Origin of the sequence: Pseudomonas sp. COW5, assembly GCF_026240005.1 — a bacterium.
Classification (GTDB): domain Bacteria; phylum Pseudomonadota; class Gammaproteobacteria; order Pseudomonadales; family Pseudomonadaceae; genus Aquipseudomonas; species Aquipseudomonas kribbensis.
Window position 1 is genome coordinate 623,744 of the sequence record NZ_JAPHVP010000001.1, and the last position, 22,834, is coordinate 646,577.

The 22,834-nt window shown below is 61.2% G+C and carries 18 protein-coding genes; 6 read left to right on the plus strand and 12 right to left on the minus strand.

What is annotated here, in order from left to right:
* Nucleotides 1–226: 226 nt before the first annotated feature.
* The 9 genes from OQ248_RS02755 to OQ248_RS02795 form a co-directional block, all read right to left on the minus strand.
* Nucleotides 227–3,823: a glycosyltransferase gene (locus OQ248_RS02755; protein ID WP_265811960.1), complete on the minus strand. Its 3,597-nt coding sequence runs from the start codon at nucleotides 3,821–3,823 to the stop codon at nucleotides 227–229.
* A 117-nt stretch (nucleotides 3,824–3,940) separates the two neighbouring features.
* Complete coding sequence (locus OQ248_RS02760; protein WP_119428843.1) at nucleotides 3,941–5,512, minus strand: flagellar hook-associated protein 3; 1,572 nt, start codon at nucleotides 5,510–5,512, stop codon at nucleotides 3,941–3,943.
* A 13-nt stretch (nucleotides 5,513–5,525) separates the two neighbouring features.
* Nucleotides 5,526–7,571, minus strand: coding sequence for a flagellar hook-associated protein FlgK (flgK, locus tag OQ248_RS02765; RefSeq protein WP_119428844.1), 2,046 nt, complete (start codon nucleotides 7,569–7,571; stop codon nucleotides 5,526–5,528).
* A gap of 21 nt (nucleotides 7,572–7,592) precedes the next feature.
* Nucleotides 7,593–8,885, minus strand: coding sequence for a flagellar assembly peptidoglycan hydrolase FlgJ (gene flgJ, locus OQ248_RS02770; protein ID WP_119428845.1), 1,293 nt, complete (start codon nucleotides 8,883–8,885; stop codon nucleotides 7,593–7,595).
* 11 nt (nucleotides 8,886–8,896) lie between these two features.
* On the minus strand, nucleotides 8,897–9,985 hold the full coding sequence (locus OQ248_RS02775) for a flagellar basal body P-ring protein FlgI (protein WP_065260802.1): 1,089 nt from the start codon (nucleotides 9,983–9,985) through the stop codon (nucleotides 8,897–8,899).
* A gap of 27 nt (nucleotides 9,986–10,012) precedes the next feature.
* Entirely contained in the window at nucleotides 10,013–10,708 is a 696-nt protein-coding gene (flgH, locus tag OQ248_RS02780; RefSeq protein WP_007965503.1) for a flagellar basal body L-ring protein FlgH, read from the minus strand.
* 53 nt (nucleotides 10,709–10,761) lie between these two features.
* Nucleotides 10,762–11,547 carry a flagellar basal-body rod protein FlgG gene (flgG, locus tag OQ248_RS02785; RefSeq protein WP_007958342.1) on the minus strand — a complete coding sequence of 262 codons (786 nt, stop codon included), beginning with the start codon at nucleotides 11,545–11,547 and terminating at the stop codon, nucleotides 10,762–10,764.
* Between the two features lie 45 nt (nucleotides 11,548–11,592).
* Nucleotides 11,593–12,333, minus strand: a complete 741-nt coding sequence (locus OQ248_RS02790) for a flagellar basal body rod protein FlgF (protein WP_085710427.1) — start codon at nucleotides 12,331–12,333, stop codon at nucleotides 11,593–11,595.
* Between the two features lie 204 nt (nucleotides 12,334–12,537).
* Nucleotides 12,538–14,100, minus strand: a complete 1,563-nt coding sequence (locus OQ248_RS02795; RefSeq protein ID WP_085710425.1) for a sigma-54-dependent transcriptional regulator — start codon at nucleotides 14,098–14,100, stop codon at nucleotides 12,538–12,540.
* 223 nt (nucleotides 14,101–14,323) lie between these two features.
* Between OQ248_RS02795 and phhA the strand changes: the two genes are divergently transcribed.
* From phhA to OQ248_RS02825, 6 genes are all read left to right on the plus strand, one after another.
* A complete protein-coding gene (gene phhA / locus OQ248_RS02800; RefSeq protein ID WP_225739972.1) occupies nucleotides 14,324–15,160 on the plus strand; it encodes a phenylalanine 4-monooxygenase in 837 nt (278 codons plus the stop codon).
* 110 nt (nucleotides 15,161–15,270) lie between these two features.
* Nucleotides 15,271–15,627 carry a 4a-hydroxytetrahydrobiopterin dehydratase gene (locus tag OQ248_RS02805; RefSeq protein WP_003222798.1) on the plus strand — a complete coding sequence of 119 codons (357 nt, stop codon included), beginning with the start codon at nucleotides 15,271–15,273 and terminating at the stop codon, nucleotides 15,625–15,627.
* Complete coding sequence (locus OQ248_RS02810; protein WP_265811961.1) at nucleotides 15,627–16,820, plus strand: amino acid aminotransferase; 1,194 nt, start codon at nucleotides 15,627–15,629, stop codon at nucleotides 16,818–16,820. Before OQ248_RS02805 ends, OQ248_RS02810 begins: the two co-directional genes overlap by 1 nt.
* A 261-nt stretch (nucleotides 16,821–17,081) precedes the next feature.
* The gene (locus OQ248_RS02815; protein ID WP_263860085.1) at nucleotides 17,082–17,213 is read left to right on the plus strand and encodes a hypothetical protein; all 132 of its coding nucleotides are present in this window, start codon (nucleotides 17,082–17,084) and stop codon (nucleotides 17,211–17,213) included.
* A 73-nt stretch (nucleotides 17,214–17,286) separates the two neighbouring features.
* Complete coding sequence (locus OQ248_RS02820) at nucleotides 17,287–17,469, plus strand: hypothetical protein (RefSeq protein ID WP_265811962.1); 183 nt, start codon at nucleotides 17,287–17,289, stop codon at nucleotides 17,467–17,469.
* 95 nt (nucleotides 17,470–17,564) lie between these two features.
* A complete protein-coding gene (locus OQ248_RS02825; RefSeq protein WP_248738403.1) occupies nucleotides 17,565–18,752 on the plus strand; it encodes an MFS transporter in 1,188 nt (395 codons plus the stop codon).
* Here the strand turns inward: OQ248_RS02825 and arfB are convergent.
* From arfB to rluB, 3 genes are all read right to left on the minus strand, one after another.
* Complete coding sequence (gene arfB, locus OQ248_RS02830; protein ID WP_007958352.1) at nucleotides 18,749–19,162, minus strand: alternative ribosome rescue aminoacyl-tRNA hydrolase ArfB; 414 nt, start codon at nucleotides 19,160–19,162, stop codon at nucleotides 18,749–18,751. The genes OQ248_RS02825 and arfB overlap by 4 nt on opposite strands.
* Nucleotides 19,163–19,253: 91 nt before the next feature.
* Complete coding sequence (locus OQ248_RS02835) at nucleotides 19,254–20,672, minus strand: amino acid permease (RefSeq protein ID WP_265811963.1); 1,419 nt, start codon at nucleotides 20,670–20,672, stop codon at nucleotides 19,254–19,256.
* Between the two features lie 849 nt (nucleotides 20,673–21,521).
* Nucleotides 21,522–22,733, minus strand: a complete 1,212-nt coding sequence (gene rluB / locus OQ248_RS02840) for a 23S rRNA pseudouridine(2605) synthase RluB (protein ID WP_085710417.1) — start codon at nucleotides 22,731–22,733, stop codon at nucleotides 21,522–21,524.
* Between the last annotated feature and the right edge of the window lie 101 nt (nucleotides 22,734–22,834).

The window sequence follows — 22,834 nt, forward strand, 5'->3', positions numbered from 1 at the left end:
ATCTTCCTTGCCTTGTTTGTGAACCGGTACAGGCCAGCGTGGCGATCACACGTCATCGCGGCATCATTTTCTTGAACTGCAATGTGTTGATATCGACAGGTAACACCTTGCGCTTGAGCACGTTGCAAAGAAATGTATCGAGAATGAAATAAAGACGAACAGGCGGGCAAAAAAAAACAGGCGACTGCAATAGTCGCCTGTTTATTTGGGAGCGCGGATGAACCGGTCAGTCCGCCAGCCAGCCGTTTTCCCAGTACCGCAGGTTGTCGCCACGCAGGACGTAATCACGCAGCACGACCTCGCGCAATTCGTCGCCCATGCGGTAGCTGGCGTCCGGATCGGCCAGGTGCATGCGGATCGCCTGCAGCCACTCATCCGTGGTGTTGGTCTTGATCCGCGTGCACGGCAGATAACCGCGATAGGCCTCGGTGTCGGTGCAGATCACCGGGTAGCCGCAGGCGCCATATTCCAGCAGACGCAGGTTGCTCTTGCAGTCGTTGAAGATGTGGAACTCAAGCGGTGCCAGGGCCAGGTCAAGGTTGAGGCTGGCCAGCTTAGCCGGGTACACGTCCAGTCCGATCACGCCGTGGAACTCATGCATGTACGGTCGCAGGTCGTCGGGGCACATGCCGAAAAACACCCAGTCGACTTCGTTGGCCAGTTCGCGCACCACATCGGCGATGACCGCGAGGTCGCCATGGTGACTGGTCCCGCCGCCCCAGCCGACCCGTGGTTTTTTCGAGGTGCGACGCTGACTGCGCAAATCGCTCCACAGGTGTTTGGCCAGCATATTCGGGACGACCCGAATGTCGCTGTGCATGCTCGACAGTGCATTACCCAGCGGCGCCGTGGACACCACGACCCGGTCACACATGCCGATGGCGCGCCGGACCAGTTTTTCCATCTCGTCCTTGTTCGGCATGTTGCGGATGTGTGCATTGCGATGGGGAACGTCGATCACATAGTCATCGAGTTCATAGATCCGCCGGGCATTCGAGTATTTCTGCAGGATCGGGATTTCGTTGATTGGCGCTTCGGCATAGCGCCCCTGCAAAATGATCACGTCAGGGGATTGGCGCTCGACTTCGATGATCGTCGGCAGGTTGTAGTGAATTCGCCCCAGCGCCCTGCCCGCCGCTTCCAGCTCGATCAGTGGCTGGGTCACACGATAGTGACCGATGGCCGACGCATTGACCGGCAGCGCCAGGATCTTCGGCAATTGCGGATGCGAAAACGGACTCCAGCCGGTACGCAGGCCCGGATCGAGACGGAAGCTCGAACCGCCCAGACCGTTGAGCGCCAGGTTGGCGTTGTACGCCGGATCCCGCGCGACGATCGGTAACCAGCGCTTGTAGAACGTTTCCTGTTCCTGGCCGAGCCGTGCTTCTTCGCCGTCCTTCGGCGCCTGTGCCGGCTGTGCGCCCAACGCCAGCTGAGCGTAAGGCGTCCACACCACCAGGTAACCTTCCCGGCCGACCCGCAGGCACAGATCCACTTCATTGAGCGACTGTGCCAGATCCTGCTGATCGAGGCCGCCGACCGCCTCGAACACGGCCTTGCGCACCATCAGGCAATCGCCACCAACGGCGCTCAGGTCATGAGCGACGAGCAGCCGGTACATGTACCCCGTCGCCTGCAGGGTCTCTCCGTAAAACGGTACGCCGGCCGGCCCTTGCAAGCCGAGAATAAGGCCGGCGTGCAGGATCCGCCCATCCGGATTGAACAGCTTGGCGCCGACCACACCGACTTCCGGTCGCTGGGCGTGATTGAGCATTTCCGCCAGCCAGTCGCCCTGGGTGATCACGGCATAAGGATTGAGCAGCAGGACGTATTCGCCCCGCGCCTGACTCACCGCCGCATTGCGCACCGCCGCCATGTTGTCTTGCTGCGGGCAGTCCAGAATGCGGATCCGCTCGCTGCCCAGCTGCCCCATTCCCTCGAACCAGGCCCGTGCTTCGGCACTCTCGCTGCCGTTGTCGACCAGCAGCAACTCATACTCGGCATAGAGGGTTTTCTCCAGCAGGCTCTCGACACAGCGCTGCACGGCTGCCGTCTGATCCTTGCTGACTATGACGATCGACACAAGAGGCTGACGATCATGGTGATAATCGACCCGGTTGAGCAGCGCCGAGGCGCCATTGCGAATCTCGTGGACGATGCCCAGACGCGCCAGGTGAGCCGAGATCAACTGCGAGTTGCGGTCCGCCATTTGCGGTTCGGACAGCCACTTGGAGAGGTCGTACGCCGACTCCAGCAACACCTCGGAAACATGACCGACGACGTGCGTGCCGTCCTGCTCGACCATGCGCCACAGCACATCGTGGGGCGCCAGTTCACCGAATGCGGAATCGAAACCGCCCAGGGCGAGAAAGCGCTCGCGCTCGAAGGCCAGCGCCCTGCCCACATACGGGTAGCTGCGCATCAGGTCCAGGTTGAAGTCCGGCTTGAACACAGGCTCGGTCGACTCACCCTGGCTCAGACCTCCTTCATCGCTGTAGAGGCAGGTAACGGTGCGCGAGAGCGCGATACGTTCGGCCATCACCAGCAACGCCGGCACCACCAGACGATCACCGGCGCGCAGCAGATAGAACCAGTCGGCACCGTCGAGCTGCGGCAACAATTCGTTGATCTGTTGCTGCCAGTCATCCTGCAGCGGCATGCGCACGATGCGCTCCTGCAACTGCGCCTCGGTGCAGGACGCGGAGAGCACGATGGTCAGCTCCGGCAGGTATTCCTGTGCGGCCAGCGATTGCAGGGTGAGTTCGAGCGCCGAACGACTGCCCTGTTCGTCGATGATCACCGGAACGATTTTCGGCACGCGCGGCCAGGCGGCCAGCGTGTCCGGCAACAGTTCACGCTGGCCTTCGGTCAATGCGCGACAGGCCAGCCACTGGGCGTACAGCTCGGCAAAACTGACACTGGCGATTCCGACATGCCAGTCCTGCGTGGTCTGCTTGGTGCCCAGCGTGCGGCTCAGTGGCAACTCTTCCCAGACCCGCGGAGTTTCCAGGGCCCTGGTGATCGGCACATAACGGACCCAGCCCGGCGCCGGTGCGGATTCGCCGCTGCGCGCCTTGAGCATCTGCGTCAGCCATTGCCGCTCGGTCTCGGCTGCATCGCGCATCGCTTGCTGGCTGCTCAAACGCTCAGGGTACAGGCGCTCGATGCTCAGGACATGGTTCGACATCACTACGTTGCCGCGTCGCAGCAGGCAGACGTACAAAGCAAAATCGAGCGTGGCGACAAAACAGTGACCGGACTGGGTCAGGGCCGGCAACAGCTCCTGCACATCGGATCGACGAAACAGGGCATTGCTGAAGCCACCGAGAATGTTCACCGGGAAATTCTCGAAGATCGCCAGCAGGTCATCGCCCTTGAACAATCCGCACACCGGAGACAACGGCGTGTTCTCCAGGCGCGACGGCAACGGCAGGTCGCCAGCATCCCAGAACAGGCGCTGGGCGAGTACCAGATTGACGTCCTGCTGGTCGATCAGCGTCTGTGCCTGGCGTTCGACGCAGGTGGAAAACAACTGATCGTCATCACACAGAAACTTGATGAACTCACCCGTCGCCTGCTCCAGGCACGCATGCAGGTTACCCACCAGCCCGAGCGTCCGGGGATTGCGCACATAACGAACCGTAACCCCGCTGCTCTCGGTGACCGAAGCGACAATGGCCTCGATCTCACTGCCACGACTGTCGTCGCAGACGATGATTTCGAGATTGCCATAGCTTTGGCTCACGGCACTGCTCAAGGCCTTTTCAAAAAAGCGCGGATTGAAGGCGGGAATGACGAGGCTGACAAGCGGGAGTGAATTCACGGCGGACTCGCAAGCGGCGGGAACCCGCCCGGAACAGCGAGCCCTTTGAAACCGCAAAAGAAGAACAATAAATACAGAACGGTCAGAGCAACCGGGCGCTTGCGCGCCCGGTCAGCATCAGATCTTGTTGAACAGGCCCAGCTGGCTGATTTTGCTGAACGCCAGTTGCGAGGCCTGCAGCATGGTCTGCTGCAAGGTCAGGCGGGTCATCACTTCGGCAGGATCCGAATCACGAATCGAACCCTGAGTGGTGGTATTCGCCTGAGTCAGGCTCTGGTTGGTGGTGTTCTGGTCATCCAGCGACTGTCCGCGGGCACCGATCGAAGTCACCGCCGAACCGATCTGGTTGGACGCGCTGTCGATGTTGCCCAGCGCCGACTCCATGGCACCCTGGAATTTCTGCTTGGCCACCGGATCACCATCGATCGGCGCATTCAGCGCCGTGACCATCTGGCCCAGGGTGTCGAGCACGTTCTGGGTCTGGTGGTTGTTGGACTGGATCGAGAACTGATCGCCCGCACCTGGCGTACCGCCGAGGGTGAACGTCACACCGGCGGCGGTAGCATTGTTGCCGACCAGCGTGCCCGACGAAACCGGCTTGCTGTCAGCGGTGACCGGCGCGGCGTACAGGTCGAAAGCCGTGGCGCTGGTGAACTTCAGGATCGCACCGCCGCCGGACGGGAATGCCGCGTCGTAGGCCGCCTGGTTGGTTACGCCGGAGCCCGTGATGACCGCGGTCGACGGGTTGCCCGCGCTGCGCGAGGTGGTGAACGAGTCAGGTGTGGCCGCCAGCTGGAAGCTGTGGCCGGCGATGACCGCATCCGGGTTGGTGTCGCCAGGCTTGAGGTTGATGTTCAACTTCAGGTCGACACCACGGAAGCTGACGGTCTGGTTGGCACCGTTGCTGTTGGTGATAGCACCGCTCTGACTGGCTTCGCTCGTCACGTCGTTGCCCAGGGCATCGGTGATTTTCAACTGCGTGCTGCTGATGAAATCAACGGTGTAAGGCTGGCCGGCCGCGAACTTGGCGTTGTACGTCGCAGCAGTGCCAACGATACCGTTGGTCAGCACCACACGACCATCATCGACGGCAGGCGCGGTCATGGTGGTCGTGGTGCGGCTGGTGTTGATGGTCTGCTGGAATGCATCCCAACCCGTGGTGTTGGTGGCTACCGAGAGGCCGTCGCCAATGCCCAGGTTGATCTGGGTCTGGTCACCATTGTAGGTGTAGGTGCCATCGGCATTCTGCGAGTAAGGCGCGGTATCGGTCTTGGAGCCGGAAAACAGGTAATTGCCATTGGCATCCTTGGAGTTCATCAGGCCCAGCACTTGTTGCTGGATCTGGCTCAGCTCGGATGCGTAGGCCTTGCGGTCTGCGTCGGTGGCGATACCGTTGTTGGCCGCTAGGCCGATTTCCTTGGCGCGCTGCAAGGCCGTGGTGATGGAGTTCAGCGTGGACTCCTGCACGGTCAGTGCACTCTTGGTGGTATCGATGTTGCCCTGATATTGCTCGAGCATTGCGGCCTGTTGACCCAGCTTGAGCAGGCGTCCGGCACCGATCGGATCATCGGCGGCGGTGTTGATGCGTTGCAGGCTGCTCGCTTCGTTCGCGGTGGCAACAGTCTTGCTGTAGTTACGCTGATATTGGGAAGCTTGTGTCGCGTAATACTGAGCGGTGGAAATGCGCATGAATTACGACTCCTTAAAGACTGTTGATCAGCGTGGCGAAGGTTTCCTGCGCAGCCTTGATGATCTGCGAAGACGCTGTGTAGTACTGCTGATACTTGACCAGGTTGCCGGTCTCTTCATCCAGGTTGACCTGGGACAGCGAGTCGCGCGCACCCTTGGCCTGATCGAGGATCGTCGAGGTGGCTTCGTTGTCGGACTTGCTCTGGGCCGCCTTGGTACCGACGTTGGTCACCAGTTTGTTGTAGGCGTCGGTCAGGCTGATGCCCTTGCTGCCGGTGCCGGTGTCCACGGTCTGCTTGGTCTGCAGGCCGACCAGCGCTTGCGCGTTGCGGTTGTCCGAAGAGGCGGCGCCGGTCAGGTTGATCGTGAAGGTTTCGCCTGGCTTCGGCGTTGCGCCCACGGTGGTCTGCACGGTGAAGGTTTTCTGCACGTTCGGCGTGACCGAGGTATCCATCACCGGTGCACCGGTGGAGTCGACCATGCCGATCTTCAGGTTCAGGGTGTTGGCCTGCCCCGGCACGATGGTGCCGGTGCCGATGGTGTTGCCCTTGGCATCGACCATGTTGTACGACTGGCTGCCGCTGGTGACCGCACCCATGACCAGTTTGACCGGCGTCGAATACTTGAGCGCGTTCTGCAACTCGGCCTGGGAGGCCGGGTTGGTGATGTCGAGGGTATCGACCAGTGTCGGCTGGGTGTAGGTGCCGGAGTTGTTGGCACTGGCCACGCCGGTCAATGGTGCTGCCGCCGCGATTTTCTTCGGATCGGTGAGCACGGTCTGAATGTTGGTGGCCGCGTCACGGGTCGGGGTCACCTTGAAGGTGTCACCGGCGTTCATCGCGCCGCCGTTGAGGGCCAGGGTAAAGCCGTCGATCACTGGCGGTGGCGTGGTCGTGGTGCTGAACGAACCCATGTCGGTGCCGTCGGAGCGCTTGACCGAATAGTTGGTGGCGCTGGTGAAGGTGACCTGGTAATCGCTGGTGGTCAGCTTGCCGGTGTCCTTGATGGTGACGTTCAGGTTGCCCGAGCCTGCGCTGTTGCCTGCCGAGGCAATGCTGCGCTGGCTGATCAGCGCGGCACTGTTGATGTCATTGAAGATCGGCGCGCCGAAGTCACCGTTCTTGTCGATGCCCTGGGCTTGCTGGCGGTTCATCTGGTCGGCAATGACCAGTGCTACACGGCCCAGCTCGTTGAGCGACGGGTTGAGCACTTCATTGCGATAGGTCAGCAGACCGCCGATTTCACCGCCGCTGATTACCGAAGTGATGTCGATGGTGCTTGAGCCACGATCCATCTGGATGCCCATGCGCGACGGGTCGTCCTTGCTCGGAACGGTGCTCAGAGTGTTGGTGGTGTTGCCGACAACCAGCGGCTGACCGCTGCCGACGTAGACGTCGAAGCTGGTGCCGCGCTCGACCACTTGCGCGCCGACCAGTTCGGAGAGCTGGCGCACCGCTTCGTTACGGCTGTCGAGCAGATCGTTCGGCTGGCCGCCGCTGGTGGAAACTTCGCCGATCTTCTGGTTGAGATTGGCAATCGAGGTGGCCAGCTTGTTGACCTGGGCGGCCATGTCGCCGAGGTTGCCATTGATCGTGGTGTTCTGATCGTTCAGCTGTTTGGCCAGGGCGTTGAAGCGGCTGGTCAGCGCTTGCGAGCCGGTCAGTACCGACTGACGGGACGTGTCGTCGGTCGCCGAAGTCGCCACACCCTGCATCGAGGTGAAGAACTTCTGCAGCACGCCGGTCAGGCCTGTGTTGGTATCGGACAACGAGTTGTCCAGGGCAGTCGCCTGGCCACCGTAGGCAGCCGCTTCACTGTTGAGCGACGTGGCGGTATGCAGCTGGGTTTCCAGGTAAGAGTTGTACACCCGGCGCACGTCGGCCAGGGTCGTGCCCGTACCGATGAACACGTTGCCAGTCTGGATCGATGACTTGGTGCCCTGCACGGTTTGCTGGCGTGAATAACCGGCGGTGTCGACGTTGGCAATGTTGTTACCTGTCACAGCCAGAGAGGATGAACTCGCGGCCAACCCCGACATCCCGATATTGAGCAAACTCATGATTCAAACCTTACCTTGTGTTTATAAAGGCGTTGTTGAAACGCCGGCCGCAGCGTAGTTCTGATTTACCGTCATCTGCCTGGCAATCTGCGAAATCTTGCTTGCGTAGTTCGGGTCGGTTGCATAACCGGCCTTTTGCAATTCGCGTACAAACTGTTCTGGGTTATCGGCCGACTTCAGCACATCTTGATAGCGATTATTGCTCTGCAGCAAAGTCACCAGATCGTGGAAGCTGTCCTTGTACGAGGCGTAGGAACGGAACTCGGCCGTCTCCTTGACCATCTGCCCGTTGCGGAACTCGCTGGTGATCGCCCGGGCCGAGTCGCCCTTCCAGTTGCTGCTGGCCTTGATGCCGAACAGGTTGTGGCTGCTGGTACCGTCCTGGGCGCGCATGACCGATTTGCCATAACCGGTTTCGAGTGCGGCCTGAGCCACCAGATAACGTGGATCGACACCAATGCGCGCCGCCGCCTCTTTGGCCATCGGCAGCATGGTGTTGACGAATTCGTCGGCGTTGCTGAACGCCTTCTTCGCCGGCGCCAGCGGAATCTGCGCCATGGCGCGACCGTAAATCTGCATCTGCCCGCCGGAGGCCTTGTCCGCCTCGGCGCGGGCCAGCCAGTCGCCGTTGTACAGCGGGCCGGAACCGGTGGCAGCGGCCGTCGCGGCACGTTGCGGCAATTGAGTGGCAGCCGTCGGCGTGGCCGAAGGCACCAGACCGGCGAGCAGGCGGTCAGCCAGTTTCGGCGGCAGTGCCAGGCGACGCTGGTTGATCATTTCCATGTCATTGCGATGGGCGAGCTGGGTGTTCGGCGCATGCACCGAACGCGAAGCCCACAACGGACGTTCGCCATTGAGGCGCGACAGCGGACCGTTGGTGGCCACGGTGCCGGCGGCAATCGGCGTTTCCACCGCAGCGGCCTTGGCCAGCGCTTCCTGCTGCTTGGCAGCGGACGCGGCGGCGGCCTCGCCCGGCGCCATCGGTTTGTTCTTCGACATCTGCTTCATCAGCACGTCGGCCAGACCGATACCACCGCCCTCACGGGACAGGGAAACGGCCAGTTGCTGGTCGTACATTTCCTGATACTGCTTGGCTGCCGGGGTATTGAGCGGGTTGTCCTGGCCCAGTGCTTCAGTGGCCGAGCGCATCGACTTGAGCATCTCGCCGAGAAACAGCGATTCGAATTCCTGCGCCACCTTGCGCATGTTGCCGTCGCTGTTCTTGTCGCCGACCTTGAGCTGGTTCAGACGATTGAGGTCGGAGTACGAACCCGAATCGCTGCTGCTGACCAGACCGCTTTTGCGCATATCCATGGGCGGCGTCCTCAGATCACGATCAGGTCGGCTTGCAACGCGCCGGCCTGCTTCAGTGCTTCGAGAATGGCCATCAGGTCACCCGGTGCCGCGCCGACCTGGTTCACCGCACGGACGATTTCGTCGAGGGTGGTGCCCGGGCCGAACTTGAACATCGGCTTGGCTTCCTGCTGGGCATTCACGCGCGAGCGCGGTACCACGGCGGTCTGGCCGTTGGACAGCGGACCCGGCTGGCTGACGATCGGGTCTTCGGTGATGGTCACAGTCAGACTGCCGTGGGTCACGGCGGCCGGCGACACCTTCACGTTCTGGCCGATGACGATGGTGCCGGTACGGGAGTTGATGATGACTTTCGCCACCGCCTGACCCGGATCGACTTCAAGGTTTTCCAGGATCGACAGATAGTCGACGCGCTGGCTCGGATCGAGCGGCGCGGTGACGCGGATCGAACCGCCGTCGATGGCCTGGGCCACGCCCGGGCCAAGCATGTCGTTGATCTTGTCGACGATGCGCTTGGCGGTGGTGAAGTCGGAACGGTTGAGGTTCAGCGTCAGGCTGTTGCCCTGGTTGAAACCGCTCGGCACCGAACGCTCGACCGAGGCACCGCCGGGGATACGACCGGCCGACGGAACGTTGACGGTGATCTTCGAACCGTCACGACCTTCGGCGTCGAAACCGCCGACCACCAGGTTGCCCTGGGCGATGGCGTAGACATTGCCGTCGATACCCTTGAGCGGGGTCAGCAACAGGGTGCCGCCGCGCAGGCTCTTGGAGTTACCGATGGACGAAACGGTGATGTCGACCTGCTGACCCGGCTTGGCGAACGCCGGCAGATCGGCACTCACCGACACCGCCGCGACGTTTTTCAACTGCACGTTGCCCGATCCCGGCGGCACCTTGATGCCGAACTGCGAGAGCATGTTGTTGAAGGTCTGCAGGGTGAACGGGGTTTGCGTGGTCTGGTCGCCGGTGCCGTTAAGCCCGACCACCAGGCCGTAGCCGATCAACTGGTTGGAACGCACGCCGGAAATGCTGGCGATATCTTTCAGCCGCTCGGCTTGTGCGTTGAAGGCCGCCGACAACAAAACGGCAGCCACCATGAGGCTCTTGAAATTCAACTTGGCCACCTAGAAAGGGAACAGCGGGCTGAGGAAGAAACGGTCGAACCAGCCTGGCTGACTCGCATCGGCGAACGAACCGGTGCCCGAGTAGGTGATGCGCGCATCGGCGACCCGGGTCGACGACACGGTATTGTCGGTGGCGATGTCATCGGCGCGTACGAGGCCGGCGATCCGCACCAGTTCATCACCGGTGTTGAGGGTCATCCACTTCTCGCCGCGCACGGCGATGATGCCGTTGGGCAACACGTCGGCGACGGTCACGGTGATCGAGCCGGTCAGAGTGTTGCCCTGGGCCGCCTTGCTGTCGCCCTTGGTCGCGCGGTCGCCGCTGTAGCCGACGTCCAGGCTCAGATCGTTACCGCCCAACGGGTTGTTGGTGGTGCCACTGCCGCCGAACAGCGAAGTCAGGCCGATGCCGGTCTTGCTGTTCTTGGCCACTTGCGAGTTGGCGTTCTTGCTGGCCTGGGTCTTCTCGTTCAGGGTGATGGTGATGATGTCACCGACCCGGAACGCCTTGCGGTCGCTGTACAGGTTCTGTTCGAAACCGGCCTGATAGATCGAGCCGTTGTTGGCGGCCGCCGGCAACGGCGTACGCGGCAACACCGGGGCGTAGTAAGGGTCATTGGGCTTGGGCGTCGGAGCGACGCAGCCCGCGAGCGAGACGACCCCACCCAATGCCAGAACAGATACGAAGCGTTTCATGACCCTTACCTCACGGTGTTGCAGGCGGCCTCATGGCCGCCTCATAGACTTGATTACAGATTCTGCGTTACGAACGAGAGCATCTGGTCGGCGGTGGAGATCACCTTGGAGTTCATCTCGTAGGCGCGCTGGGTGGTGATCATGTTGACCATCTCTTCCACGGTGCTCACGTTGGAGGTTTCCAGGGTGTTCTGCAGGGTGGTGCCGAAACCGTTCAGGCCCGGAGTACCGACTTGCGGCGCGCCGGAAGCGGCGGTTTCCAGGAACAGGTTGTTGCCCACGGCCTGCAGGCCGGCCGGGTTGATGAAGTCGGCGGTCTGCAGGTTGCCGATCACTTGCGAAGCGGCGTTGCCGGCAACGGTGATCGACACGGTGCCGTCACGGCCGACGGTGAAGGTCTGGGCGTTGTTCGGGATGACAATCGCCGGTTCCAGCGCGAAACCGCTGGCGTTGACGATCTGGCCGTTGGAATCGAGGTGGAACGTACCGTCACGGGTGTAGGACGTGGTGCCGTCCGGCTGCAGGATCTGGAAGAAACCACGGCCGTCGATGGCCATGTCCAGCGGCTGCTCGGTGGTTTGCAGGCTGCCGGCGGTGAAGTTTTTCTGGGTGCCGACGATGCGCACACCGGTACCCACTTGCAGACCCGACGGCAGTTCGCTGTCCTGGGTCGACTGGGCGCCTGGCTGACGCTTGATCTGATACAGCAGGTCCTGGAACTCGGCGCGGTCACGTTTGAAACCCGTGGTCGACACGTTGGCCAGGTTGTTGGAAATGGTGGTCAGGTTGGTGTCCTGGGCGGACAGACCGGTTTTGGCAACCCATAGAGCCGGAAGCATTCGATTCTCCTCGTGCGCCTGTTTTACGGCGCGACGTTCTGATAATTAGCTGATCTGCAAGACCCGAGCCATGGCCTGGTCGTCGTCTTTGGCGGTATTCATCATCTTGACGTGCAACTCGAACTGCTTGGCCAGGGCCAGCACCGAGGTCATCTCTTCCACGGCATTGACGTTGCTCGACTCCAGGAAACCCGACACCAGTTTGACGTTGGCGTCGGCCGGCGCAGGCTGGCCGTCCTTTGTGTAGATCGAACCGTCCAGGCCCTTGTTCATGTTCTTGATGTCCGGGTTGACCAGTTTGATCCGGTCGACCTCGGCCATGACGCGCGGGCCCTCGCCCATCGCACGGATACTGATGGTGCCGTCTTCACCGACTTCCACCTGCTGCTCCGGCGGAATGGCAATCGGCCCGCCATTGCCCAGCACCGGCATGCCGTTGCCGGCACGCAGCACGCCAAGGGCGTCGATATTCAGGCTGCCGGTGCGCACGTAGCTTTCGCCGCCGTTGGGGTTCTGCACGGCAATGAAGCCGTTGCCGCTGACGGCCACGTCGAGGTCACGCCCGGTCTGCACCAGCGAACCCGGTGTGAAATCAGTGGCAGGCCGTTCGCTCATGGCAAACGCACGCGCCGGAAAGCTGTCACCGAACACCGGCATCGAACGCGCCTGCTCCAGGTCGCGCTGAAAACCATTGGTGGAGATGTTCGCCAGGTTGTTGGCATGAGCCTTTTGCGCCAGTGCGTTCTGGCTGGCGCCGGTCATTGCCACATAAAGGTACTTGTCCACACTCTTTCCTCTGCATGCCGGACGTTTGCCGCCCACCGCTGTACTGCTGAGCCACAAGCAATTTGCAGACCAACTTTTTTCTGACAGCCGGAGACCCGATAAACAAAGGACTTGAGGGGTTTTGCGGGAAAGAAGGAAATGTATCGAAGACGAAAAACCGGCGGTGTCATGCCGCTTCGCGGCAATCAACCAGGCCGGTCGGGATCACTCGGACGCGTCTTTGCCGACTTCGTATTCACGCAACTTGTTGGCAATGGTCGTATGGGAAACCCCAAGCCGCTTGCCCAGTTGCCGACTGCTCGGGTGCTCGGAATACAAACGCTCCAGCACCGCTTTCTCGAAGCGCCCGACAATCTCGTCCAGCCCGCCCTCGAGGGAGAAATCGCCAAGCGGCTGACGCACGCCATAGTCCGGCAGACGAATATGCTCGGCCTTGACCGTCCCGCCATCGCACAGCGAAACCGCCTGAAACAGCACGTTCTCCAGTTGCCGCACGTTGCCCGGCCAATGGTAGTGGCTGAGCCGGTCCATCGCCGCCGGTGCCAGTTTCGGCAACGGGCAACCGATCTGCCGGCTGGCCTGATCGAGGAAGTGCTCCACCAGCGGCGTCAAACCGTCGAGGCATTCGCGCAGTGGCGGAATATGCAGGGAAAGCACGTTGAGGCGGTGATACAAATCCTGGCGAAACTCGCCACGAGCACACAACTCGGACAAGTCGACCTGGGTGGCGCAGATCACCCGCACATCCAGATAAACCTCTTCATCACTGCCGACACGCCGGAAGCAACCGTCCTGCAGGAAGCGCAGCAATTTCACCTGCAAGCGCGGGCTCATTTCGCCGACGCCATCGAGGAACAGCGTACCGCCCGCCGTCAGCTCCAGCAGCCCGAGCTTGCCTTCGGCCCGCGCACCCTCAAAGGCACCGGGGCCATAGCCGAACAGTTCGGTCTCGGCCATCGACTCCGGCAGCCCCGCACAGTTGAGCGCCATCAACGGCGACTGGCCGCGCGGGCTCGCCAAGTGACAGGCCCGCGCCAGCAACTCTTTACCGGTGCCTGTTTCGCCTTCAATAAGAAGAGGCGCATCCAGTGGCGCCATGCGCCGGGCTTCGCGCACCACTGCCGCCATCACTTTCGAGCTCTGGAAGATACTGTCGAAACCACGCAGCTCCTGCTTGCGCACGTTGTAGATGCGCTCGCCGACCCGGTCCGCCCGGTGCAGCGTCAGTACCGCACCGGCCATGGCCTCGCTGTCGTCGTGCTCCGATTGGAGGGGAGCGATGTCAGCCAGAAAGATGTCGCCCTTGACCTTGACCCGCATGCCGTTGATTCGCGACTTGTTGGCGCGCACCAGTTCCGGCAGGTCGAAGTCTTCGGCGTAACGCGACAGCGGAATCCCCGGCACCTCGTCCACCCGCACGCCGAGCAACTGCGCCGCCGCGCGGTTGGCGGCAACGATGGAGCCACCCATGTCGATCGACAGCACCGGAAACTCCAGCGCACCGAGCAACGCGTTCAACTCCATGTGCCGGCGCTCGCTGGGCATCAGCCCTACCCGCTTCACACCAAACACCCCGGCGATGGCTTCGAACTTCGGCCGCAACGCCTGGAACTGCAGGTTGATCAGGTTCGGGCAATGCAGGTAGATCGCGTTGCCGTGCTCACCGCCGACCTCGCCCCGGGCGACGTTGATCCCGTACTCCACCAGCAGATTGAGAATGTCGCGCAGGATGCCGATGCGGTTCTGGCAATGGACTTTGATACGCATATAAAGGCCCGAAACAGGTAAAGGGGCGGATTTTTCTCTGCCGCCCGCAAGATAGTCGTCAAGATTATGTGACAGACACAGGTCGTTTCAAACCCGCGAATCACCGCAATCACGACTTATCGCACAAAGCGTAACGATAATTTTACGATTTAAAGAGACTTTTCCTACTCGACGGTTCTTCAACCTGCTGCAACACGGCACGCTCTGGGGTATTTCTCAGTCCATGGCAGGACATAACAAGAACGAATTCCCCTCGCAGGAGAGCAGTATGAAGCAGACGCAATACGTGGCCCGCGAGCCCGATGCGCAAGGTTTTATCGACTACCCCGCCGAAGAACACGCGGTGTGGAACACGCTGATCACCCGCCAGCTGAAAGTGATCGAGGGTCGCGCGTGCCAGGAATACCTGGACGGTATCGAAAAACTCGGCCTGCCCCACGACCGCATCCCGCAACTGGGCGAGATCAACAAGGTGCTCGGCGAGACCACCGGTTGGCAGGTCGCCCGCGTCCCGGCACTGATTCCCTTCCAGACCTTTTTCGAATTGCTCGCCAGCAAGCAGTTCCCGGTGGCCACCTTCATTCGTACCCGTGAAGAACTGGACTACCTGCAAGAGCCGGACATTTTCCACGAGATCTTTGGTCACTGCCCGCTGCTGACCAACCCGTGGTTCGCCGAATTCACCCACACCTACGGCAAGCTCGGCCTGCAAGCGACCAAGGAAGAACGCGTGTATCTGGCGCGCCTGTACTGGATGACCATCGAGTTCGGCCTGGTCGACACCCCGCAGGGCAAACGCATCTACGGCGGTGGCATCCTGTCCTCGCCGAAGGAAACTGTTTACTCGCTGTCGGACGAACCTGAACATCAGGCCTTCGATCCGCTGGAAGCGATGCGCACGCCGTACCGCATCGACATCCTGCAACCGCTGTATTTTGTCCTGCCGAACCTCAAGCGCCTGTTCGACCTCGCCCACGAAGACATCATGGGCATGGTCAAGCAAGGCATGCAGCTGGGTCTGCACGCACCGAAATTTCCGCCGAAACCAAAAGCTGCGTGAACCGTGGCTTTTACTTACAAGTGAGTCTGTCAGTCGTCGCGGCTTTGGTTTAGCGTGACGGCATTGTCAGCCAATATAAAAAAACACCTCTAGATTTCAGGAAGTACACCATGTCCACCTTGAACCAAGCCCATTGCGAAGCGTGCCGTGCCGATGCTCCACAGGTCAGCGATGAAGAATTGCCGATCCTGATCAAGCAGATCCCTGACTGGAACATCGAAGTGCGTGACAGCATCATGCAGCTGGAAAAAGTCTTCCTGTTCAAGAATTTCAAGCACGCCCTGGCGTTCACCAATGCCGTCGGCGAAATCTCCGAGGCCGAAGGTCACCACCCGGGCCTGCTGACCGAATGGGGCAAAGTCACCGTGACCTGGTGGAGCCACTCGATCAAGGGCCTGCACCGCAACGACTTCATCATGGCCGCGCGCACCGACGAAGTGGCCAAGACTGCAGAAGGACGCAAGTAATGCACTTCGACGCCATCGGCCGGGTGCCCGGCGACCCGATCCTCGGCCTGATGGAGGCCTATGCGCAGGACTCCAACCCGCGCAAGTTCGACCTCGGCGTGGGCGTCTACAAGGATGCCCAGGGCCTGACGCCGATTCCCGAAGCGGTGAAAATCGCCGAGGCGCGACTGGTCGAGAGCCAGGACACCAAGACCTACATCGGTGGCCACGGCAATCCGCTGTTCGGCAAGGTGATCAATGAACTGGTGCTCGGTGCCGATTCGGCACTGATTGCCCAGCAGCGTGCCGGCGCCACCCAGACCCCGGGCGGCACGGGTGCCCTGCGCCTGGCGGCGGACTTCATCGCGCAGTGCCTGCCGGGCAAAGGCGTATGGCTGAGCAACCCGACCTGGCCGATCCACGAAACGATTTTCGCGGCAGCCGGGGTCAAGATCAGCCATTACCCGTACGTGGGCAGCGACAACCGTCTCGACGTCGATGCGATGCTCGCCGTGCTCAATGAAGTGCCGAAAGGTGATGTGGTGCTGCTGCACGCGTGCTGCCATAACCCGACCGGTTTCGATCTGAGTCACGACGACTGGCACCGCGTGCTGGACGTGGTGCGTCGCCGCGATCTGCTGCCGCTGATCGACTTTGCCTACCAGGGTTTTGGCGACGGCCTGGAGCAGGACGCATGGTCAACCCGGCTGTTCGCCGCCGAGTTGCCCGAGCTGCTGATCACCAGTTCCTGCTCGAAGAACTTCGGCCTGTACCGCGACCGCACCGGTGCGCTGATCGTCAGCGCGAAAACCGCTGACAAGCTCATCGACATCCGCAGCCAGCTGGCCCACATCGCCCGCAACCTGTGGTCGACGCCACCGGATCACGGCGCCGCAGTCGTCGCCACGATCCTCGCCGATCCGGAGCTGAAACGCCGCTGGGCCGACGAAGTGGAAGCCATGCGTCTGCGCATCGCCCAGTTGCGCAGTGGCCTGGTGGAAGCGCTGGAGCCCCACGGCTTGCGCGAGCGCTTTGCGCACATTGGGGTGCAACGCGGGATGTTTTCCTACACCGGCCTGTCGCCGGAACAAGTGAAAAACCTGCGTGAGCATCACAGCGTGTACATGGTCAGCTCGGGCCGGGCCAACGTCGCCGGGATCGATGCGACACGTCTCGACCTGCTGGCTGAAGCGATCGCCAATGTCTGCAAATAGTCCAGACACCGCACGACCCTGTGGGAGCGGGCTCGCTCGCGAAAGCGCCGGATCAGTCGACATATGTGTCGGATGAGAAGGCCTCTTCGCGAGCAAGCCCGCTCCCACAGTCGTTTGTGTGCTGCTTCCTCCCATGCGGCCATCTGTCGCATTAATTTGAATTAAAAACCTGTTTGTCATTTTTACTGCTGTATCCTTCGCAGGCTTTCTGAAAGCGCGGATCTACCAGATCTATCAACAGACTTAGCGAGGAGCGCAACCATGCACGAGATTCCCAATCTCCCCTTCCCAAGCCTGCACGTACCTGAGCAGACGACCACGCAACAAGCCGGCGCCCAACAGCCCGAGCCGAAAGAAGCCGCCGAGAGCCGCCAGGCCGACAGCGAAGAGTAAGTAACACCCGCCGTACAGACCGTGTGGAAAGCGCTAACATGCGCTTTCCACACTGCCTGAAACCGAGCCCGCCATGACCGACGAATCCTTCAACGCACAACAGGCTGAAATCCTCATCGGCGCCACCGAGAAGATGATCGAGATCTGGAGCCGCCTCTCGCCCGAGAAGCAAGCCGCCCTGCTCGCCCGTTTCGGCAGCGAAGAAAACGCCCTCGCGGCACTGGTCACCACGCAACTGGTCGCCCCGGCCAAATAGTTTTACTTTTCCCCGCCGCAGCATCGTCCACGCCGGTATCATGAGCAGCCTATCTATTCTGCTCTCCCCGTGGATCGTTTCCCATGTCGTCCTCTATGCCAGAACCCCAGCGCCCCCTGGCGGTCACGCTGCAAGTCGTTTCCATCGTCCTGTTCACCTTCATCGGCTACCTGAATATCGGCATTCCGCTGGCCGTGCTGCCCGGTTACGTCCATAGCGACCTGGGCTTCGGCGCGGTCATTGCCGGCCTGGTGATCAGCGTGCAATACCTCGCCACCCTGCTCAGCCGTCCCTATGCCGGCAAGATCATCGACAACCAGGGCAGCAAACGTGCGGTGATGATTGGTCTGGCCGGGTGCGGTTTGAGCGGTGTGTTCATGCTGATTTCGGCGTGGACACCCAATCTGCCGATGCTCAGCCTGATCAGCCTGTTCGTCGGGCGACTGGTGCTGGGCAGCGCGGAAAGTCTTGTCGGCTCGGGATCGATCGGCTGGGGCATCGGCCGCGTCGGCGCGGCCAACACGGCAAAAGTCATCTCGTGGAACGGCATCGCCAGTTATGGCGCGCTGGCCATCGGGGCGCCGCTGGGGGTGTGGCTGGTCAGCCATTTCGGTCTATGGAGCATGGGCGTCAGCATTCTATTGCTCGCATCGCTGGGCCTGCTGTTGGCCTGGCCGAAGACTGCTGCGCCGATTGTCGCTGGCGAACGTTTGCCTTTCATGCATGTGCTGGGTCGCGTTTTCCCGCATGGCTGCGGCCTGGCGCTGGGCTCGATCGGTTTCGGCACCATCGCCACCTTCATCACCCTGTATTACGCCACGCAACACTGGGATAACGCCGTGCTGTGCCTGAGCCTGTTCGGCGCCAGCTTCATCGGTGCGCGCCTGCTGTTCGGCAACCTGATCAATCGCTTGGGCGGCTTTCGCGTGGCGATTGCCTGCCTGTCGGTGGAAACCCTGGGCTTGTTGCTGCTATGGCTGGCACCGGACGCACACTGGGCACTGGCGGGGGCGGCATTAAGCGGTTTCGGCTTCTCGCTGGTATTCCCGGCGCTGGGCGTGGAAGCGGTGAACCTGGTTCCGGCTTCCAGCCGTGGCGCGGCAGTCGGCGCCTATTCGCTGTTCATCGACTTGTCATTGGGGATCACCGGGCCACTGGCCGGGGCTATTGCGGCTGGCTTCGGTTTTGCCTCGATCTTCCTGTTCGCCGCTATTGCCGCGTTGAGTGGCCTGGCGTTGAGCGTCTATCTGTACCGCCACACATCGAAGTACCGCGAAGACTAGAAATCCACCTTGCCGCGCCCGGCCTTGATGCTGCCGCGCTTGGTCTTCGACTCCAGCCGACGTTTCTTCGAACCCAGTGTCGGCTTGGTCGGGCGGCGTTTCTTCTCGACCTTGGTGGCGCTGAGGATCAGCTCGGTCAGACGCTCCAGCGCATCGGCGCGATTCTGTTCCTGCGTTCGGTATTGCTGGGCCTTGATGATCAGCACGCCGTCGCTGGTAATGCGACTGTCACGCAGCGCCAGCAGCCGCTCCTTATAGAACTCGGGCAAGGACGAAGCCGGAATGTCGAAGCGCAGGTGCACGGCGCTGGAGACCTTGTTGACGTTCTGCCCACCGGCGCCCTGGGCGCGGATGTACGTCAGTTCGATCTCGGCATCCGGCAGATGCACGTTGTTGGAAATCACCAGCATGGAAAAGCGTCCGTATTCAGAACTCGCAGGATACCGCGAAAGCACAAAAAACCCGGCACTTGGCCGGGTTTGTTGTTTTTTGCAACGACGCTTATTTGGCAGCGTTCGCCGCGTGCAGCGCCTGCTGTGCGCCGCGCTTGTTCTTGATCACGTAGCAGACCCACATGAACACGACCCACACCGGAATCGCATACACCGAGATCTGGATGCCCGGGATCAGCAGCATGACGCCGAGGATGAACGCCACAAACGCCAGGCAGATGTAGTTGCCATACGGGTACCACAGCGCCTTGAACAGCGGCTTCTGGTTGGTCTTGTTCATGTGCTGGCGGAACTTGAAGTGCGAGAAGCTGATCATCGCCCAGTTGATCACCAGCGTTGCAACCACCAGCGACATCAGCAATTCCAGCGCGTGCTGCGGCATCAGGTAGTTGAGCAGCACAGCCACCAGCGTTACCGCTGCCGAAGCCAGGATCGAACGCACCGGCACGCCGCGCTTGTCGATCTTCGCCAGACCTTTCGGCGCATCGCCCTGCTCGGCCATGCCCAGCAACATGCGGCTGTTGCAGTAGGTGCCGCTGTTGTACACCGACAGTGCCGCCGTCAGGACCACGAAGTTGAGGATGTGCGCGGCGGTGTTGCTGCCGAGCATCGAGAACACCTGCACGAACGGGCTGCCGCTGTAGGAGTCGCCCGACGCGTTGAGGGTTTCCAGCAGACTGTCCCACGGGGTCAGCGACAGCAGGATCACCAGTGCGCCGATGTAGAAAATCAGGATCCGGTAGATCACCTGGTTGATCGCTTTCGGGATCACGGTTTTCGGCTTGTCGGCTTCGGCTGCGGTGAAACCGAGCATTTCCAGACCGCCGAAGGAGAACATGATGATCGCCATGGCCATCACCAGACCGCTGACGCCGTTCGGGAAGAAGCCGCCGTGAGACCACAGGTTGCTCACCGACGCCTGCGGGCCGCCATGACCGCTGACCAGCAGGTAGCTGCCCAGGGCAATCATGCCGACGATCGCCACGACCTTGATGATCGCGAACCAGAATTCGGCCTCACCGAAGACTTTGACGTTGGCCAGGTTGATCGCGTTGATCAGCAGGAAGAACGCGGCTGCGGTGACCCAGCTCGGGATGTCCGGTGCCCAGTAATGGATGTATTTGCCGACCGCCGTCAGCTCCGACATGCCCACCAGGATGTACAGGATCCAGCAGTTCCAGCCCGACAGGAAACCGGCAAAACCACCCCAGTATTTGTGCGCAAAGTGGCTGAAGGAACCGGCCACCGGCTCTTCGACGATCATCTCGCCGAGCTGGCGCATGATCATGAACGCGATGAAGCCGCAAATGGCATAGCCGAGAATCATCGACGGGCCGGCGGATTTCAGCACCCCGGCCGAGCCGAGGAACAATCCGGTACCGATCGCGCCACCGAGGGCGATCAGTTGAATATGGCGATTTTTCAGGCCGCGTTTCAGCTCGCCTGATTGCGAGTTTTGTCCACTCATGAAAAAGGTCTCACGCAAGGTTTGATGATGTTCAGTAGACGTTGCTGCAAGGTTGCGATTTCAACCAACCTTGATCAAACCCCAGCGCAGGCACCAGGAATTCAGCTTTCTTACAACGGTCATGCGTCACCTGTTTGTTTTTATCTGTGACGAAATCGAACCCGACACGCTTGTGACGCGGCGGAGTGAACAAGGCGGATAATCCTTGAGGTTTGCGCGATTACGCAGAGGGTCACAGTTAAAACGCGGCGCATTGTACACCGCTAACCCCCTGCTGCCAGACCCCGCTGGATCAGCGCGTCGGTTGCCGGGATTGCGTGTGTCCGCCCCGAGAGGCCCGGGCGGCTGCAAAAATTGAGTCAGGCCTTTGCAGGCCATCGGCGTGGACGATGGAAAATCCGCCCCACGTAGAGAAGTGAAAATGGATATCGGCGTTCATTGCGCCTCCTTCTTGTTATGCACCTGCACGACAGGCATGGGGCGCATCTCACCTCTCAAACGACCCTGAAACAAGCACGCCAGAGCGCTGCGTCAGGCCCGGCGGCCGGGGCTTCGGCAGATTTTCCTTACAGCCTGGCAGAGGCACAGGATCCACGGGACTTCGCAGGTTTTTTCGTAAATATTTGCTGACAGCGCGTAACGTAAAGTTTCCACTCCAGACCCATCGAAGCCGGAGCCGGTGTTTGACGTTAGCTGGCTAACTATCTGAAAGGCGTCAATTTTTTTGTTTTAAAACAAGAAAAAACACACCCAAAAAAAGAAATAAAAAATCCAAAAAAAAAACGCCAACCCTGAGGTTGGCGTTTCTGTTTTCCGCTTCAAGCTTGCCGCTCGAAGCTTACATCTGCGTTATTCCGGCTTCTTGCGACCGAAACCCGGGCGCTGGCCGGAACCGGCCGGTGCGCCACGACGCTTGCCCGACGGTTTGTCATCGTCAGCCAGCTTGATGCCTGGACGCTTCGGTGCCGGTTTGGCCGGACGCTTGGTCTCGGCAGGACGATCCGCCACTGGCGTACCGCGACCGGCAGGTGCACGACCCTCACCGCGCTCGGTACGGCCGCGCGGAGCGCGCTCGCCATCCGGACGTGCTGCCGGCTTGCGACCCGGACGCTCGCCTTCGATCTGCGGCTCACGCACGGTACGCGGGCCGGCAGCCGCCGGTGCGCCGTTGGCCGGACGCAAGGTACGCACGCGCTCGGTGCGAGGCATCGGGCGCGACGACTTGCGCTGCATGCGGTCGAGCTTGTCTTTGCTCTTGGCGTTCAGTTGCGGCATGGCCACCGGGGTCAGACCGACTTCGGCGCTCAGCACGTCGACTTCGTACTGGCTCATTTCGCGCCAGCGGCCCATCGGCAGGTCGGAGTTGAGGAACACCGGACCGAAACGCACGCGTTTCAGGCGGCTGACCACCAGGCCCTGGGATTCCCACAGACGACGCACTTCACGGTTGCGACCTTCCATCACCACGCAGTGATACCAGTGGTTGAAGCCTTCGCCGCCCGGTGCCTGTTGAATGTCGGTGAAACGCGCCGGGCCGTCTTCCAGCACAACGCCGGCCTTCAGGCGCTCGATCATCTCGTCATCGACTTCGCCGCGAACACGTACCGCGTACTCACGGTCCATCTCGTAGGACGGGTGCATCAAACGGTTGGCCAGCTCACCGTCGGTGGTGAACATCAGCAGACCGGTGGTGTTGATGTCGAGACGGCCGATGTTGATCCAGCGACCTTCTTTCGGACGCGGCAGCTTGTCGAACACGGTCGGACGGCCTTCCGGGTCGTCACGGGTGCAGATCTCGCCATCGGGCTTGTTGTACATGATCACGCGGCGGACCGACTCGGCGGCCTCTTCGCGCTTGATGACCTTGCCATCAATGGTGATTGCATCGTGCATGTCGACACGCAGACCGAGGGTCGCCTCTGCGCCGTTGACCTTGATCCGGCCCTGGCTGATCCACGCTTCCACGTCACGGCGCGAGCCGACGCCGATACGGGCGAGGACTTTCTGCAGTTTTTCGCCTGCCGGGCCGATTTCCTGGTCGTCTTTCTGGTTGTCACTCATCTGTGCACCTCCCGGTGTGATCTGTTCGGCGGCTCTGGATCGGGCCTGCCGAAGCATTGAAATCTGGGTTTTCGGGCGAAGGGATCGCCGAAGGGTCGCGA